Origin of the sequence: Thalassolituus maritimus (assembly GCF_900156675.1) — a bacterium.
GTDB classification, from domain to species: Bacteria; Pseudomonadota; Gammaproteobacteria; order Pseudomonadales; family Oceanobacteraceae; genus Thalassolituus; species Thalassolituus maritimus.
This window is the reverse complement of record NZ_FTOH01000004.1, coordinates 166497-182711: the sequence shown is the minus strand read 5'-3', so window position 1 is coordinate 182711 and position 16215 is coordinate 166497. Positions and strand designations below refer to the sequence as shown.

13 protein-coding genes are annotated in these 16215 nt (G+C 51.1%); 7 read left to right on the top strand and 6 right to left on the bottom strand.

From position 1 onward, the window contains the following. Positions 1-116: 116 nt before the first annotated feature. The 3 genes from BW941_RS07745 (at position 117) to BW941_RS07735 (ending at position 4910) form a co-directional block, all read left to right on the top strand. Positions 117-2900 carry a hypothetical protein gene (locus BW941_RS07745; RefSeq protein ID WP_076515025.1) on the top strand — a complete coding sequence of 928 codons (2784 nt, stop codon included), beginning with the start codon at positions 117-119 and terminating at the stop codon, positions 2898-2900. Between the two features lie 38 nt (positions 2901-2938). Further along, complete coding sequence (locus BW941_RS07740; protein ID WP_076515024.1) at positions 2939-4504, top strand: cation:proton antiporter family protein; 1566 nt, start codon at positions 2939-2941, stop codon at positions 4502-4504. Between the two features lie 160 nt (positions 4505-4664). After that, the gene (locus BW941_RS07735; protein ID WP_076515023.1) at positions 4665-4910 is read left to right on the top strand and encodes a hypothetical protein; all 246 of its coding nucleotides are present in this window, start codon (positions 4665-4667) and stop codon (positions 4908-4910) included. 63 nt (positions 4911-4973) lie between these two features. On the opposite strand, the gene BW941_RS07730 is transcribed toward BW941_RS07735, so the two are convergent. Together BW941_RS07730 and BW941_RS07725 are read right to left on the bottom strand one after the other, a co-directional pair. After that, positions 4974-5360 carry a hypothetical protein gene (locus BW941_RS07730; RefSeq protein ID WP_175607879.1) on the bottom strand — a complete coding sequence of 129 codons (387 nt, stop codon included), beginning with the start codon at positions 5358-5360 and terminating at the stop codon, positions 4974-4976. Between the two features lie 123 nt (positions 5361-5483). Beyond that, positions 5484-6863, bottom strand: a complete 1380-nt coding sequence (locus tag BW941_RS07725) for a PhoH family protein (RefSeq protein WP_076515022.1) — start codon at positions 6861-6863, stop codon at positions 5484-5486. Between the two features lie 753 nt (positions 6864-7616). On the opposite strand from BW941_RS07725, the gene BW941_RS07720 reads away from it, so the two are divergent. The 3 genes from BW941_RS07720 to BW941_RS07710 all read left to right on the top strand — a co-directional run bounded on the left by BW941_RS07720 (position 7617) and on the right by BW941_RS07710 (position 11868). Beyond that, entirely contained in the window at positions 7617-8630 is a 1014-nt protein-coding gene (locus BW941_RS07720; protein ID WP_084188758.1) for a hypothetical protein, read from the top strand. Between the two features lie 9 nt (positions 8631-8639). Further along, positions 8640-9629 (top strand): putative solute-binding protein, encoded by a 990-nt coding sequence (locus BW941_RS07715; protein ID WP_076515021.1) that lies wholly within the window; start codon positions 8640-8642, stop codon positions 9627-9629. A gap of 112 nt (positions 9630-9741) precedes the next feature. Further along, a complete protein-coding gene (locus BW941_RS07710; RefSeq protein WP_076515020.1) occupies positions 9742-11868 on the top strand; it encodes a TRAP transporter large permease subunit in 2127 nt (708 codons plus the stop codon). 74 nt (positions 11869-11942) lie between these two features. Here the strand turns inward: BW941_RS07710 and BW941_RS07705 are convergent, their stop codons facing one another. From BW941_RS07705 to BW941_RS07695, 3 genes are all read right to left on the bottom strand, one after another. Next, positions 11943-12410: a hypothetical protein gene (locus BW941_RS07705; protein WP_139325790.1), complete on the bottom strand. Its 468-nt coding sequence runs from the start codon at positions 12408-12410 to the stop codon at positions 11943-11945. A 246-nt stretch (positions 12411-12656) separates the two neighbouring features. Then, positions 12657-13049, bottom strand: coding sequence for a hypothetical protein (locus BW941_RS07700; protein ID WP_139325789.1), 393 nt, complete (start codon positions 13047-13049; stop codon positions 12657-12659). 347 nt (positions 13050-13396) lie between these two features. Next, complete coding sequence (locus tag BW941_RS07695; RefSeq protein WP_139325788.1) at positions 13397-14119, bottom strand: cyclic di-GMP-binding domain-containing protein, MshE-related; 723 nt, start codon at positions 14117-14119, stop codon at positions 13397-13399. A gap of 283 nt (positions 14120-14402) precedes the next feature. Here BW941_RS07695 and trxB point away from each other — a divergent pair, with 283 nt between their 5' ends. Then, positions 14403-15353 (top strand): thioredoxin-disulfide reductase, encoded by a 951-nt coding sequence (trxB, locus tag BW941_RS07690; protein ID WP_068434919.1) that lies wholly within the window; start codon positions 14403-14405, stop codon positions 15351-15353. Between the two features lie 10 nt (positions 15354-15363). Here trxB and BW941_RS07685 read toward each other — a convergent pair whose 3' ends face one another. Next, positions 15364-16209 carry a M48 family metallopeptidase gene (locus BW941_RS07685; protein WP_076515016.1) on the bottom strand — a complete coding sequence of 282 codons (846 nt, stop codon included), beginning with the start codon at positions 16207-16209 and terminating at the stop codon, positions 15364-15366. Between the last annotated feature and the right edge of the window lie 6 nt (positions 16210-16215).

The window sequence follows — 16215 nt, the reverse complement described above, 5'->3', positions numbered from 1 at the left end:
GCGTGATTCCGGCAGAGAAGTCAAAGCGCGCAGTTTACGGCAGACGACCAGCCAATACACCTTGCGGAGTCATAAGACTCGGATATGATGACGTGACTCTTCATGGAAGGCTGATTATGTTTTGTCGTTTGTTCCTGCTAATTCTTTTATTACCTTTGACTGCCACCGCAGAACCCGTTGCCTGGGATGGCCCCGGAGCCGAAGGTTGGCTGACACGCAGTTCGGAGCATTTTGATGCTCATTACCCTGCGTCAGATCCCGCCTATGAGGCACTGGCACTTCACTCGTTGAACATTGCAGAGCAGGTGCATCGTGAGTTGATGCCATTTTTCTCTACTGCGCCGGCGGCCAGAACCCAGCTGGTGCTCTCTGATGATCAGGACATCGCAAACGGGTGGGCGACCTTCTTTCCTTTTTCGCAAATCAGGCTCTATCTGACACCACCCCATGATCTCAATGGTCTTGAGAACTACGACGATTGGCTGGCGTTGCTTATCCGCCATGAGTACGTGCATATCCTGCACATGGAGATGGGCCGTGGGGCACCAGAGAAACTGCGTTCAGTATTCGGGCGGGTGTTGTTCTTTTTTCCACATTCTCTGATCTCTCCCATGCTGATTGAGGGGCTCGCGGTTTACCTCGAGACAGACTACGAGGCCGGCACGGGTCGCCTGGCATCAAGCTGGTATCAAATGCAGATGCGTGAAGAAGTGCGCAGTGGTGAATTCGCGACGCTTGGTGAAGCGGCGATCAGCAGCCGTGAATGGCCCTACGGTCAGTACTACTTGTATGGCGCCTTCTTTATTGAGTATCTGGTCCAGACCTATGGTGAGGAAAAGCTGCAGATGTGGCTAAGCCTGTACAGCGGCGAAATATTTCCATACCTGATGCTTAACAGCACCGCGCGGCGTATCTATGGTCGTGACTTCGACATGCTGTGGACTGAATTTCGTCTCGCTATGGAGCAGAGGTTTGGCGACGAAAATGCGCCGCTTGCTTCTTCAGAGGAAACTCTGCCTGCGACAACCTTGCGTCAGCAGGTAAGTGGATCAGATGGTCAGGCGGTTTATTACGTAGCCAGCGATGACGAAGACCGCCCGGTGCTCCAGCGATGCACTGGCGTTGATGCAGACTGCACTGACATAGCCGACGGCAGAGACATTACCTCGATTGATGTTCTGCCCGACGGGCGTGTGATCGCAGTGCGTGCTCTTACGTATGCAAGCGGTCGCTACTCTGCTGACCTCTGGTTGCTGGATGAGGGGGACTGGGTGCCCTTGACTCAGGGAGCCCGTGTTTCGGATGCGCGCTGGCTGCCGGATGGCTCTGGTTTTGTTTTCACGAGTTTCAGAGCCGGCTTCAGTCATCTCTTGTTGCTGTCGGAAGATGGCACTGAGACCTTGCTCTGGCGTGGCGAGTACGGTGAGTACGTCGGTGCGTTTGATATAAAGAGTGACGGCACTGAAATTATTGCAGCTTTTAAAACTCCGGGACGATCCTGGGAGTTAGCCAGTAAGGATGTCGCTGACAGCGACTGGACCTTGCTGACAGATTCGGCGGCAAACGAGGCGAAACCGAGATTCACAGCCGACGATCGGCTTCTGTTTATCGCGGATTACTCAGGGGAATTCGGAATTTATGAGTGGCAGAACGGTAGTGCGTTGTCGTTGGCTTCTGATGATATCGATGTAGCGAGGTCGTTTGACCCCTGGATAACTGGCGACCGGCTGTGGTCACAGGAATACACGGCGGGTGGCTTCCTGTTGAGAAATACTGAGTTGCCGCTGGCGCGCGCAGGTGTAGCTTATGAAGCGGCAACAACCCAGGCAATAAGCTTGAATCAGGTGGAAGCATCTGAACCCACTGCTTATGAACCATGGTCGACGCTTCGCCCGCATTACTGGTTACCTGTATTTTACGGCACCGAAGATACAAACTACGTTGGGTTCAGTACCGGCGGTACCGATGCACTGGGGCGCCATAACTACCAGGTCGATCTCGCCTATGGAACTGAACAGAAAGCCTTCGATATGACTCTGATTTATCAGTATCAACGCTGGCTTTTTGGCTACGATGTCGAGAATGAATTATTTGATATCAATGAAACGGTGCCCGGATTTACCGTGCTCAAAGATCAGCAGTGGCGTATTCAGAGAAACTGGTTGATACAGGCAATGCGTGATCGCCTGGGGCTTCACTCCGGGTTAGTCAGTCGCCGAATTTCGATCGATAGTGTGGAACCTGGTGTCGTGATTTCAGGAGATCGAGCAGCTGAGAGACACAGTGTTGGCCTCGCACTGACGTTCAACGATCAGCGCGGACTACTTCATTCTCCCGGAGGTTTCGGTGGTGGGGCCGAGTTGATAGCCGAAGATTTTTCTCTGCTTAACGACGACTTTTCAGGTGTTCACGTTCAGCCCGGGTTTAGCTATATGTTCGATCTGCCGGGGCGTCAGTCTCTGACGTTCTCGCTGAATGCAGGGTTTGCATCTGACGATGCACCTGGATGGCAGCTCGGTGGTCTGCCGCCACAGGAAGACTATTCTCTCTTTGGGCGGGAGCAACTCAGCCTTCGCGGATTCGATGCAGGCAATCAGCTTGGGCGCTACTACGACCGCGAGCGACTGGTCTATGCGGCCCAGTTGAGTTCTATCAATGACAACTGGAGCATCTGGCCGTTAGGCTTGGATGATGTGGAGCTACGCGTATTTCTCGAGCGTGGGCGAGCCTGGACGGAATCGGATGATCCTGATCCTATGGTGGGCACCGGGGCAGAGTTGCGTTTGAACAGTATTATTGGGTATAGGGCGCTGGTGCCAGTAGTGATTGGTGTTGCTCAGGGGATTCAGGGCATCGGATCTGAGACCCAGGGATATTTCGGTATACAGGCGGCTTTTTAGTCACCGCCATATTCTCCGGTGAAATGTAGAGACAACTTATGGATTTCCTCTGGATTCTGATTGCATTTGTGTTTGGTCTGGTGGCGCGACAGTTCAGCTTGCCACCGTTAATCGGATTTCTGATTGCCGGTTTCGTTCTTAACGCACTGGGGCGAGAGGCTACGCCTCTGCTCGATGAGTTGGCGTCTCTGGGTATCACCTTGATGCTGTTTACTATTGGCCTGAAACTGGACATTCGTACTCTCATCCGCAAAGAAGTATGGGGTGGCACGCTTGTGCAGAGCGGCACTTGGATCCTCCTCGGTATAGCGGCCTTGCCTGTGCCGACCTGGCTGGGGTTAAGCCAGGCGTTTGAAGTGGATCTGGTAACGGCGGCGCTGGTCGCATTTGCTCTGAGTTTTTCATCGACAGTGGCCGTCGTCAAAATGCTCGAAGAGGCTTCTGAACTGAAAGTCCGCCATGGGCGCCTGGCACTGGGCATCCTTATTGTTCAGGATATTGTTGCGGTAGTTTTTCTGGTTGCAGCCACCGGCAAAGTACCGGATGAATGGGCACTGGCGCTGTTCCTGTTACCTTTGCTTCGGCCGGCGCTTTACTGGGTCATGGAGCGTTCAGGTCATGGTGAATTGCTGCCGCTGACGGGGCTGTTTCTTGCGCTAGGAGGCTACGAGCTGTTTGATGCCCTGGGTGTAAAAGGAGACCTTGGCGCTCTGATCCTAGGTGTACTCGTCGCTGGGCACAATAAGTCTTCGGAACTCTATAAAACACTGATGAGCTTTAAGGATCTGTTCCTTATTGGGTTTTTCTTATCCATCGGTTTCGCTGCGTTGCCCACACTTGAGATGCTGTATGTAACGGCAGGGCTGACGCTCTTGCTCGTGATTAAATTCGTACTCTTCTATTTCACGTTTATTATTTTTGGATTGTCGGGCCGGACAGCGTACCTGACTGCGCTGGCTCTCAGTAACTACAGTGAGTTTGGTCTTATTGTCGCTGATATGGGCGTTAAACAGTCCTGGTTAGGTGAGGAATGGCTGGTGATGATCGCCCTGGCTATGTCGGTTTCATTCCTTATCAGCACTGTGCTTTTCCGTCGGGCGCACTCTATTTACGCCCGCATGTATAAAACGATAAATCGATTTGAGCGTGAAGGGGCGCACCAGTCGCTGAAGTTGCCAGCATCATTTGATGTGCTCATTGTCGGTATGGGGCGGGTAGGTAAGGGAGCCTATCAGGCACTCCATGGTAGTGATACCTCAAGCGCGTGGGGGCTCGAATCTGATACAGACCGGGCGGAAAAACTGCGTAGTGAGTCATTTAATGTCATTTCTGGCGATGCGGACGACCTTGAGTTCTGGCAGCAGGCATCCCACTGCGATATCCGTCTGGTCATGCTGGCACTGCCCTCTCAACAGGAAATGTTGGCGACATTGCAGATGATGAAGATCGCTGGTTATCAGGGAAAAACAGCGGCCGTCGCCCGCTACGAAGACGAAAGAAATCAACTCCTCGACCTCGGAGTAGATGTTGTTTTCAACTACTACGCGGAAGTCGGCACCGGGTTTGCTGAAGAATCACGACACCTTCTGTCTGTGACCGATTGAAAACGCTGTAGTGGCCGTTTATGTATCCTTTATTCCAGAGGGTTTTGGCAGTAGGGTCGTTCAGTTTAATTCGGCATACTGAGACAAATTTTACTTTTGGATGATCGAAAACCGACTAGCCTGAGGCAGTATCCAAGAAGATGTATTCAGGAGAATCGCCATGGCTAAAATGTCGTTCCGTTTTACTACTGAGGTTGAAATCGAGCTTAAAGGTGATAGCTACGAAGAAATCTACCTGAAATTGAAAGACATGATGCATGGAGAGCGTTTGATCAGTAAGCAATCAAACCTTAAGGTCTTTCCGCCGGAAGACAGCCGGATGTACTTCGGTATGGAGGGAGAGAAGGAGCTTCACGAAATTCCAATGTTTAAAGGTGACTTCACGGAAGACATTCTTCGTCACTGAGATACTCTCCCGGGCGGCCAGTTGATTCGTATTCGCGCTGACCGTCCGGAAAATGAGTTGTAATCAGAACAGATTGAGTACCAGTGCGTGCTGTTCGCAGTGGTCAGGTTCTTTCAGGTCATTTTTCTGGCGAGATTCATCTGACTTAATCCAGCTGTAGCTGTTACGTGACCCTTTGCATAGCGTCAGACCAAGTACGTTATTCTTTGAACGTACGAACAGGTTCATATTCACTACGCCACGCGACTTCGCTCTGAGATATATCTTCTTTGGGGATATGTTGTACGCACGCAGCCCATCTTTGGCTGTAATGCTCATAGCGCTGTCGGCGGGAGCATTTACGAACACAGCGTCGTCACGAATTTCGATACTTGCCCAGCTGGAGTCGGTTTCAAACTCAAGTTCGTAGATTTTCTCTACTGGTTCTTCATCCGCTGCGATTGCGGGCATAAAAACGCTCAGTAACATACATGCGAGCAGATATCTCATAATCCTTATCCATGACCTGATTGTGTATAAAAAGTAAGAGGGCCAAAGGCCCTCTACTGTTTATAGTTCAGGGTAAGGGACGCGTCAAAGATGTGCTTCGGCATACTCTGCAAGTTCTGAGCGTGGCGACCCCTGCAAGTGGATGGTGCCTCCGTGCGGAAAATGCTTGAAGCGTTCTATCAGATACGTCAGGCCTGAACTGATTGGGTTCAGGTAGGGGGTATCGATCTGTGCCAGGTTACCGAGGCAGATTACCTTACTTCCAGCGCCTGCGCGGGTAATGATGGTTTTCATTTGATGCGGGGTCAGGTTCTGACACTCGTCAATCAGAATCAGACTGTGCTGGAAGCTTCGACCACGGATGTAATTCAGTGATTTAAACTGCAGCGGTACCTTCTGCAGAATGTAGTCGACGCTGCTGGTCGCGTTTTCATCATCACAATGGAGTGCTTCGAGGTTGTCGGTGATTGCGCCCAGCCACGGCTCCATCTTTTCTGCTTCGGTACCTGGCAGGAAGCCAATATCCTCATCGAGGCCGCGAGTACTCCGGGTGGCGATAATACGACGGAATTGCCCGGTTGCGACGGTCATCTCAATCGCTGCTGCCAACGCCAGAATCGTTTTACCTGAGCCGGCCTGCCCCGATAATGTAACAAGGTGAATGTCTGGGTCGAGGAGCAGGTTAAGCGCCATTGCCTGGGCGGTATCTCTTGGCTTGAGCCCCCAGGCACTTGTCTGCATCAATTGTTCTTTGGGGAAGTCTTTGATGAGTGCTGCCTCTTCTCCGATCTGGTGGACCTTACCAATAAAGCCTTTGTCGTCCGAGATGAAGCGGTTGATCACCATATCATCCGGAAGCTGGTTCAATGGAATCCGGTGGTAGGTACCTGTCTCATCGTGGAAAGTTTCGACCCGCTCCTGTGTTTCCCAGAACGAGCCGTCGACGTGGTGATAACCGGTTTCAAGAAGAGAGACATCAGAAAGGAGTTGGTCATTCTGGTAGTCCTGAGCGCCTACACCACAGCCTCGCGCTTTCAGGCGCATATTAATGTCTTTAGTAATCAGGATGGTCTCACGGTTTGGATATTTCTCCTGAAGTGTCACCAGGCTGTTGATGATCTTGTTGTCGTTGAGGTCGTCAGGAAGTGCGCGGCTGGGAGTCTGGAAGGTGTCTAGCAGTATTGAGAAGTGGCCCTGGTAATCACCATCGGGACGCTCAATTGGTATGCCCTTGGCAATCTCTGTCGGAGAAGCGTCTCCGATGATGCGGTCTATCTGCCTTATCGCCTCCCGGCAGTCGGTCGCGATGGATGCCTTGCCCATCTTGAGTTTATCCAGCTCCTCCAGAACTGTCATAGGGATAACGACCTGATGTTCTTCGAAGTTCAGAATCGCTGCTGGATCATGAATCAGAACATTGGTGTCGATAACGTACAGTTTGGTATCGGATTTACGCGCGGCCATAGAGTCAGTCTCCTGATTGCGTCATAGAGCGGAGCACAGAGGTACAGAAACCCGCAGGCAAAGCGTAAGTGCTCAACCATTTCAGGGGTGGTACGTATGTCTTCCGAGGGGGGTATTTGAAGAGCGGTAGAGGGAGTGACGATGCGGCCTGAACCCAGCGTCTGCGGTATGCAGTCAGTGATCTTACTGTGTACTGCGGCTGAACTGGTCAGCCGCATCAGGAGATCGTTCAGAGAGACTCCCTCCAATCCTGTCGTCTGTCTTATCAATATGACGACCTGATCAGGATTTGCAACTACCGAGTGTAAGGGTGTGACTTTGTCCGCATTGCTTGCAGTGGGTGATCAATTATAGACACTTGTTTATCTTTGTATGTAATCATGTCTCCGGTAAAGTGCAACTATGCCATTTAGTGGGGTTGTTAATCCATGTAAATGGCACTTTACAACCTTATGGGGTGGCGATAAATGACTAATTTTGACCGGTTTTTATCGCCGGACTGGTTCGGGCAAGTTTTTTCATGGCGATTTTCTGTAAAAAAATGTCACAGAAGTGGGTAGGGGCCCGAAAGCCGCTTGGCACCAATTAACCTTTCTGAGGCGCAACTTTTCCAATAGCTTACGTCGGGAAGGCAATTTGGTTGGTTTACATTGGTATTCGTAGCGTAAACCAGATATTCTCTGGGCTACGAACCTTCCGGGTTCTTAATACCCGGAGAATAATAACAACAACATTGATTCTGATGGGGGCGTCATGTCGTTTCTCTCTCGCGTTCTAATTACAGCAATGACCCTGTTCACGCTGTCTGGCTGTAGCATTATTTACATGCAAATGGGGTGGGTTGTTTATGACCTTACCGATCGTCATGTAACGCCATACACAATGACTATCGATGACGTAGGTGTTGCCTGTTCCACTACTCAGGGCCTTCAGCCTCTCATTAACGCATTCACCCGTGTTACTTCGACCGATGACCTGGCCAATCTCATGATGAACATGATGGCGGGCGCATGTGCGGAAGAAGCCGCGGTCGAAGAAAGCCTTGCTTACATTCGTGCGTTTAAAAACCAGAACATTAATGAAGCAAAAGATGCGCGCGTACGTGAAAAACGTCAGTACGCTATCGCAGCGACCCGCCAGTATCGCGCCTATCAACATATGGTTGATGAGTTTGGTGAGCCAGGTGAGAAGTGCCCACGTCTGAACCATGACGAGGGAGTTTACTGGACACTTGGCAACCTCGCGGGCCTTCAGTCTGTACTGAACGACCTGAAAGCACAGAGTGTTGTTAATGTGCCTAAAGACATTGCGATGAAAGCCGTTCGTGGCCTCCAGTGTCTGGATAATGAAGAATACTGGGGCGTCCCTGCTGCAGCATCAGCAGGCCTTAAAATCCTGATGCCAGACAGCTCTGATGAAAGTGCATCTGATCCTTGGGTCGAGCTGGAGACTGCGTCTCGTACAGCTACCGAAAATGGTGTTCGTCTGGCCCATGCCGTAGAAATTCTTGTTGCTGATGGTGGTGGTCACACGGATCGTGTGAAGGAAGCTATCCGTCGTCACGCAGCCTCACTTAAAACTAACCCTAGCCATCGCGATTACCGACTGCTTGATGTTGTAGCAAGTCGTCAGATCCGTGCGGTCTCTGACCGTATGTGGACTGATGCTACTGGCTCGCGTACGCCGGTCGGTGAATTCGGTACTTTCTGGGATGATGTGGACGAAAGTGCTGCTCCCGTGATGGATATTGACGACCTGTTAGATTAAGGACTGGATATGCGTAAATTATTGGCCATCGCTGCGATGACCCTGGCGCCTTTTGCGAGCGCTGTAGAACAACGTGACCTGTGCATCTATGACCCACTGGGTAACAGTGGCCCGATGTTTGGTCTGATGAAAGACTACCGTGAGTTTGCACTCGCGGAAGGCTTTGAAATCAAGCTTCACGCTTACACCGATGAGAAAATTGCCTCTGATGATTTTAAAGCAGAGCAGTGCGACGGTGTTGTAATGACGGGGGCTCGTGCGCGCCCTTTCAGTAAGTTCGCGTCTACCATTGAGGCGATTGGTGCGGTACCAACTGATGAAATCATGCGCCAGGTCGTCATGACGACAGCAGCTCCGAATGCGGCTAAGTTCATGCAGACGGAACGCTACGCGGTAGGCGGTGTTATTCCTGCAGGTGCAGTGTACTTGTTCGTTAATGACAGAAGCATTGATACCGTAGAAGAGATGTCGGGCAAGAAAATTGCGACCCTCGACTATGATGCACCATCAATCAAAATGGTAAATCACGTGGGTGCTGCGGTTGTTCCGTCAAACTCAGCGAACTTCTCTGGTAAGTTCAACAACGGCAGTGTAGATATCGCCTACGCCCCAGCAATCGCTTACAAGCCTTTGGAAATGTACAAAGGCCTCGGCGAAAACGGCGCGATTCTGCGATATAACCTCGCTTATCTGGACTTCCAGCTGGTTTTCCACCGTGAGCAGTTCAGCGATGAATATACGCAGAAGTCCCGTGAGTTCGTTGCCAGTCTCTTCGATCGCGCGATCAAGAGTATCAAACAACACACAGACGAAATTGAAGACCATTATTGGTTAGACCTGCCTGAAGCGCAGCAAAAAGAATATAACGAAATGCTGCGTCAGGTGCGTATCACACTGCGTGATGAAGGCGTCTACGATGGCAAAATGTTGCGCCTTCTTAAAAACCTGCGTTGTAAGGCGGATGGCTCTGCAGCGGAGTGTGTAGAAAATCTTGAGTAAGACCAAGTAACACGTCTTGTCTTCCCAGGCACTTGCCTCCGGGAAGCGGACATTGGGGGATGAACCGAAGCCGTCCGGCTTCGGTTCTTTTATAATATAAGAGGTGTTTTTCATGGAGCAGCACGTACGTGCGGGCAACCGTACGATTTACGAATGGCTCGCTGCGCTTCCTGCATTCCTGGTATTGGTATTCGTCATTATTCTGAATACCAGTCATACGATGCATGCGCAATTACTGCAATTGGGTGAAAGTGTCTGGGAAGGATACTTTATGCTTCGGCATGATCCAGTTGAGCCGTCCTGTAACCTCAATATGGATATTGATACCGAGCTGGCAAGAATCGTCGAAGAACGAAATAACCAGCCAATGGATGAGTTTGACCTGTTCGCGCCAGAGCCGGTAGATCCCGCAGTAATGCGGAAGTCACTTGAAGCCGCTCAGACCCAGTGTGAGATCAAGTACGATCAGTACAATGCGACTAAAGACCGGATTACTCCGGCTGTAGAAATCTTCCGTTCAGTTGAGTTGGGTGTTGCCAACTTTGGTGAACTCGGTATGGCGACCCAGCGAATTATGCTGGCAATTCTCGTCCTGATCTGTGGTGGTACAGCTCTGTTCCGTCGTCACCATATCGCTCTGAGACCTATGGTAACTGCGATGGATTATCGCGTTGCAGCGGGTGCTCAATTCGTTGCTTTTGCCATTCTGTTTTACTCTGTATACAGCTTTAAAGAAGTTGCTTTCTCGGCAGGAATTGAGGTCAGTACCGAGCATGCCGTGCTCCACTGGCTGTGGATCTTTGGGTTTGGAGCGCCACTCGCATTAACCTTGTATCAGATGGTCGTTATTCCGAAAGATGCCGAGCCTGGGGGCAACTTCCTCAAGGCTCAACTAGCGATACCTCTGTATGCCACTATGTGTCTGATCTCTGGTACTTACTTTATCCTTGCGGGTCACCCGGCGGGTATTGGTATTTACCTTAACCAGATGATGGAGCTGTCTCAGCTATTCCTGAACGTGGGATTGTACGTGTGGATCGGTATGCTTCTTAAGCGTACTGAGATGGCGCAGAAGGTATTCAATATCTTCCGCCCGCTCAAGCTACCACCTGAGATGCTGGCGGTTGCCGTGGTTGCTCTGGCTGCGGTTCCGACCGCTTACACCGGTGGTTCAGGTATTTTCGTCATTGCAGTCGGCGGCCTGATCTACATGGAGCTCCGTCGTGCGGGAGCGCGACGTCAGCTGGCACTGGCGGCTACCGCAATGTCAGGCTCTTTGGGTGTTGTACTGCGTCCATGCCTCCTGGTTGTTATTGTTGCGGCGCTGAACAACGAAGTGACCACAGACCAGTTGTTCGGATGGGGGGTGAAGGTATTCTTCCTTACTACCGTCCTGTTCGCTTTCTATGCGCTTCTTACACGTAAGGAGCCTGTAGCGATTCAGCGTCCGGATAGCAATGTATGGCCAGAGTTCAAAGAAGCACTCAAGCCACTGATTCCATACGTAATTCTGATTGCGGTTACGCTTGTTGTGTACGCGCTACTGCTTAACGCGTACCTGGATGAGTTCTCCGCACCAATTATTCTGCCAGTACTGCTGCTGGTTATTCTGATCTACGAGCGCCTTAACCAGGAAAAAGACGTCCTGAAGCGTGAGAACATGAATATTGATTACGTCGGGCACCGTCTCGAAGAGAGCTACGATGATCTTAAGCAAGGTCGTGACTCCATCGAGAAAACGATTCGTGAAGCGACCACAGAAACCACAGGTCACATCGGTGCCCTGCTGATGCTGATGGGGATGTCGGTCAGTATCGGTGGCGTTATCGAGCGCGCCGAGGTCATGGCGATGGTACCGACTGAGTTCAGCTCTATCTGGCTGGCAATGGCTCTGTTGGTTGGTATTCTGGTTGTTATCGGCATGGTTATGGACCCGTACGGTGCTGTGATTCTGGTGAGTGCCACGATCGCGAGTATTGCCTATGAAAGTGGTATTGATCCGGTTCACTTCTGGATGGTCACACTGGTGGCTTTCGAATTGGGTTATCTCAGCCCGCCGGTTGCATTGAACCACTTGTTGACGAGGCAGGTGGTCGGCGAAGAAGAGGTACGCTTATCCAAGGAAGAAGTGGTTGGCGAGAACTTCTGGTACAGAAACGAAAAGATATTGTTGCCACTGGCGACTATGGCCACAGCGCTTCTTATCGTTGCCTTCGTACCACTTGCGATTGCTTACTGACGTAACACTCAGGCAAAGAAAAACGGGAGCTCAGGCTCCCGTTTTTTTTGGGGCGGGCATAAGCGTCCATTGATTTACGGCTCCGGCGTGCGCGGAATCAGTGTCACGGTGGAGTCTGGTACTGTCGATATATTTCTGAAGTACAGGTCGCCAAGAATATCTGTGTTTGTTTCGCCAATCGTCATGTTGCGGTAGGCAATTTCATCAATATTGGAAGGCAGTACCAGGCTGATCGACCCATCTTCATTGACGATGCTCCTGGGCCCATCAGGGTCGTCGTAACTGACACCATTGATTTCATAGTCGCCAACAAAGTTAAGTAGTGGAAGGCCCGTCTGAAAGAGCACCATCAAGGTCTTCAGGCCGCCCTCGTCGTCAGGACCGGTATTATTGCCAAGGTCTATCAGGTACTGACTGTCTTCATTGATACCCTGTGCGGAGATGTTCTGCATATTGTCATCGCCAATGCTTGCGAGACCGATTCGCTGCTCCAGTTCCTGCATGCTAGGACCAGCATTAGCGGCACAGGCGCTTACCGTCATTACACTGAGCTGAATTAGTTTTGATAGCCCTGATGTTCTTCCACAAGTATTCACGCGGTGACTCCCTTCTTATTGGTTTTGGGGGAGTTATCAGACCACGTCAGGTATTGCCTTGTTCAGAGTAATTCGTGGTGATTAAGGGGAAGGGCGCTATCTGTCTGGACAGTAAAAAAGAGGAGGGGAATAGTGGCGCAGTCGCTCCGTCAGACTGCGCTTTTATAGAGTTATGGCTCAGTAGGCAGTCTTTTAGTCGGTACCGATCAGTTTGAGTGTGGAGTTCTCGAGCAAGCGTATCTCGTCAAAGACGATGTCCCCCATGGCTGCACCGGAGCTGTCTCTCGCTTTGAAGTCTCTGTAGGCGATCTCGCCGATACGGTCTGGCAGTATAAGGGTTACCGTGGCATCTGCATTGAAGATAACCCGCTCGGCTTCCGGGTCGTCATATTCGACGCCTGAAATGGTATATCCACTGAACGCAGGAAGGAATGGGATGGCGGTTTGGAGAACGGTCATTAAGGCGATTTCAGGCGCCTGGTCGTTCGGACCGGTTTGCTCAACGACTTCCATCAGGTAGTCGACATCATCCTGGAAGCCTTGTGCTACAACCTCTGACATCCCTTCATCGTATATGGCGGTCATGCCTACGCGTTTAGCCAGGGACTCTGGGTCTGTGGGTCTTTTGGACTCTGCGAAAGCTGATATAGAAATTAAACTAAGGCCAATCGCTGTGGCCGTTAGCGGGATTCGAAGCGTTTTCAGTCCATTCAACAGAGCGTCCATAGGTTCCTCGGATATTTTTATTAGTGTCTGAGAAGCTGTTTGGCTATCAAACATCAAAGAGGCTGAGGATGCCCAGTCATTGTGACTCAATTCACATTACGGGGGGATGGCGGCTTCAATTGTCCGGACTTTAATGGGTTGGTTGAAATCGAAGGCGCAAAAAGTCTAATTACTATAGGTCTTTCTACGCCCTGATGAATGGAGGCTTAGTTTCGGGTGCGAAGTGTGATGGTCGAACCCTCTGACATACTCAGATTTTTGATAGAAAGGTCTCCCATGGCGGGTCCGGTAGCACCGCGGAAGTTTACATCTTTGAATGCAATCTCGCCGATACGTTTGGGTCCCTGCATTTCGATGGAGCCATCTTCGTGGAGCGTTACTGAAGGGCCGTCACCATAGTACTCTACGTCGGTGATCTCATAATCTGTGAGCACATTCAGGCCCGGGAAGATGCTTTGCAGAGCAGTCATGGTGGCAGTTTCCGGCGCATCAGCACCATCGGAGTCGCCACTGAGAACGTCCTGAAGGTAGGCAACATTTTCGTTGATACCCTGCCCCGTGATTTCTGCCATATCCCCTTCGGACATGGGTTTCATATTACCGAAGCCAGCAATACGTTTTGCTTCGTACTGTTCAGCGTCGATAGACGTGTCTATGGAGGCATTGGCGCTGGCGACAAATGGCTGTACAGGACCGAGGAGGACGGCCCCTACAGCAGCGACCATACGGTAGCGTGATTGTCCTTTCAGTGCTTTATCGAGCTGTTTCTCTGTGATCCAGCCTTTTTCGACCATGATCTCACCAAGCATCAACTTACTTGTGCTCTGAAGATCCAGTGCTTCATCTAACTGGCGACGGGTGATGAGTCCTTTGTGCATAAGTAGCGTGCCAAGGCGCGACTTCTGCTTAATTTCTTGTTGTTTACTCATTTTCATGGCCTTCGGGTTATTGCTTTGTGGAGTAATCCTGACCCATGGCTAAATTTTCGACAACGAACAGAATTTGACAGATGAACCATTGTTCAATTTAAGGTGCGGCATCTCATTGATTTCAAAGGAGAAAGGCAATGTAAGCCAGCATTGTTATTTGTTGTAATGCCATGTTAGACAGCTTGATGGAGGGAATTGTGTGGGGTTACGCCACCCCCCTTGATTCTTTATACTTCGGCCCCAGTTTAGATTTCTACCTTTTTACTTTTCACGGAGACAGCGGATGAGTAACCCCCGCCATATCAAGATGTTAATCCTCGGTTCTGGCCCTGCTGGCTACACAGCAGCAGTGTATGGGGCTCGCGCTAATCTCGATCCTGTGATCATCACTGGCATGCAGATGGGCGGACAGCTCACAACGACGACAGAGGTGGATAACTGGCCGGGTGATGCTCAGGGTGTACAGGGGCCGGAGCTGATGGAACGCATGAAGGCACACGCTGAGCGTTTCGATACAGAAGTCGTGTTTGATCAGATCAGCGAAGTTAAACTCGATCAGCGTCCTTTCTGGCTGAAAGGGGATTCAGGTGAGTACACCTGTGATTCACTGGTCATCGCGACCGGCGCCAGCGCTAAATACCTTGGCCTTGAGAGTGAAGAAGCATTCAAGGGTAAGGGCGTTTCGGCATGTGCGACCTGTGACGGTTTCTTCTACCGCAAGAAGCGTGTTGCTGTCATCGGTGGTGGTAATACCGCGGTTGAAGAAGCGCTTTATCTATCAAACATCGCCTCCGAGGTAGTTGTTGTTCACCGTCGTGATAGCTTCCGTAGTGAGAAAATCCTGGCAGACAAGCTGCTTGATAAGGCGGAAAACGGCAACGTTACCATTCGCTGGAACTGCGAGCTTGATGAAGTACTGGGTGATGACATGGGCGTTACCGGTATGCGCATCAAGAACCGTGAGACAGGAGAGACGGAGGAGTTGGACCTTGAGGGCATCTTCGTAGCCATCGGTCACTCACCGAATACCGGCATCTTCGAGGGACAGCTCGAGATGAAGGATGGTTATATCGTCGTTCAGAGCGGTCTGCACGGGAACGCCACACAAACCAGCGTAGAAGGTGTTTTTGCAGCAGGTGATGTGTCTGATCACATCTACCGTCAGGCCATCACGTCAGCCGGCACAGGCTGTATGGCGGCATTGGATGCAGAGCGTTTCCTGGATAACCAGTAAAATCTGGGCGCTATTGGGCTTCAGAGTTGCTATTCAGTGACTCTGAGAGCCAGGAAGGAAGAGGGCGGAGCGATGCATGAGTATCTCCGCCTTTTTTGTGTGAATTCAGAAACTCAATCCGCTCCACGGTCGCCGGATGAGACTGCCAGAGACCCCATTGGTGGTCAGCCCTCTCATCAGTCTCAAGAATATGCTTAAACAGTTCCTCAGCCCCTCTGGAGTGTCCGTAATAGTTGTTGATGAGGGTAACGGCCCTTGCGTCCGCCGCACGCTCCATGTCGCGACTGAAGGCCATCAGGCTGATCAACCCACTCTGTTGAGCAATAGTTCCCGCAGAGGAGTTATCAAACCCTGTGAGCAGTGCGATTAATGTGTGGCCAATCTGCTCCAGCATAAGGACGACGGGGTGTCGTAATTCAATGTGGGCGTACTCGTGCGCCAGCACCATCGCCAGGCCATTCTCACTGTTGACGGCATCAAGCAGACCCCGGGTAACGTGAATATTGCCGCCTGAAGTCGCAAAGGCATTTGCGGCATCAACATTGGGTAGCCAGTGCACCTTAACTGAGGGAATTTCAGCTTCTTGCGGGATCAACTGCTGGGTCAGACTCTGCAGGTAGTCAGCAATTCTCTGATCCTCTTCTGAACTATATCCGGATGGAGCCAGAGAAATATCTGGCTCCCACTCAAAGGGCACCGTCGGGGCTATGCGCACGGCTCCCCAGCCGATCAGGAAGGAAAGACTGACCACTGCCAGCAGCAGAGCGCCCGCCATGATGACGAAGTCGACGAAGGGACTTTCGTGCTGATTATTAATCCCCTCGGGTAGCTGCGGGTTCTCTTTTGGGAAACTCATCCTTAA

What these genes read in the sequence shown, in the direction of transcription:
- BW941_RS07715 (WP_076515021.1), top strand. Translation starts at nt 8,640, where the DNA reads ATGCGTAAATTATTGGCCATCGCTGCGATGACCCTGGCGCCTTTTGCG.
- BW941_RS07710 (WP_076515020.1), top strand. Translation starts at nt 9,742, where the DNA reads ATGGAGCAGCACGTACGTGCGGGCAACCGTACGATTTACGAATGGCTC.
- trxB (WP_068434919.1), top strand. Translation starts at nt 14,403, where the DNA reads ATGAGTAACCCCCGCCATATCAAGATGTTAATCCTCGGTTCTGGCCCT.
- BW941_RS07720 (WP_084188758.1), top strand. Translation starts at nt 7,617, where the DNA reads ATGTCGTTTCTCTCTCGCGTTCTAATTACAGCAATGACCCTGTTCACG.
- BW941_RS07735 (WP_076515023.1), top strand. Translation starts at nt 4,665, where the DNA reads ATGGCTAAAATGTCGTTCCGTTTTACTACTGAGGTTGAAATCGAGCTT.
- BW941_RS07740 (WP_076515024.1), top strand. Translation starts at nt 2,939, where the DNA reads ATGGATTTCCTCTGGATTCTGATTGCATTTGTGTTTGGTCTGGTGGCG.
- BW941_RS07705 (WP_139325790.1), bottom strand. Translation starts at nt 12,410, where the DNA reads ATGACGGTAAGCGCCTGTGCCGCTAATGCTGGTCCTAGCATGCAGGAA.
- BW941_RS07685 (WP_076515016.1), bottom strand. Translation starts at nt 16,209, where the DNA reads ATGAGTTTCCCAAAAGAGAACCCGCAGCTACCCGAGGGGATTAATAAT.
- BW941_RS07745 (WP_076515025.1), top strand. Translation starts at nt 117, where the DNA reads ATGTTTTGTCGTTTGTTCCTGCTAATTCTTTTATTACCTTTGACTGCC.
- BW941_RS07725 (WP_076515022.1), bottom strand. Translation starts at nt 6,863, where the DNA reads ATGGCCGCGCGTAAATCCGATACCAAACTGTACGTTATCGACACCAAT.
- BW941_RS07700 (WP_139325789.1), bottom strand. Translation starts at nt 13,049, where the DNA reads ATGACCGCCATATACGATGAAGGGATGTCAGAGGTTGTAGCACAAGGC.
- BW941_RS07695 (WP_139325788.1), bottom strand. Translation starts at nt 14,119, where the DNA reads ATGAGTAAACAACAAGAAATTAAGCAGAAGTCGCGCCTTGGCACGCTA.
- BW941_RS07730 (WP_175607879.1), bottom strand. Translation starts at nt 5,360, where the DNA reads ATGCCCGCAATCGCAGCGGATGAAGAACCAGTAGAGAAAATCTACGAA.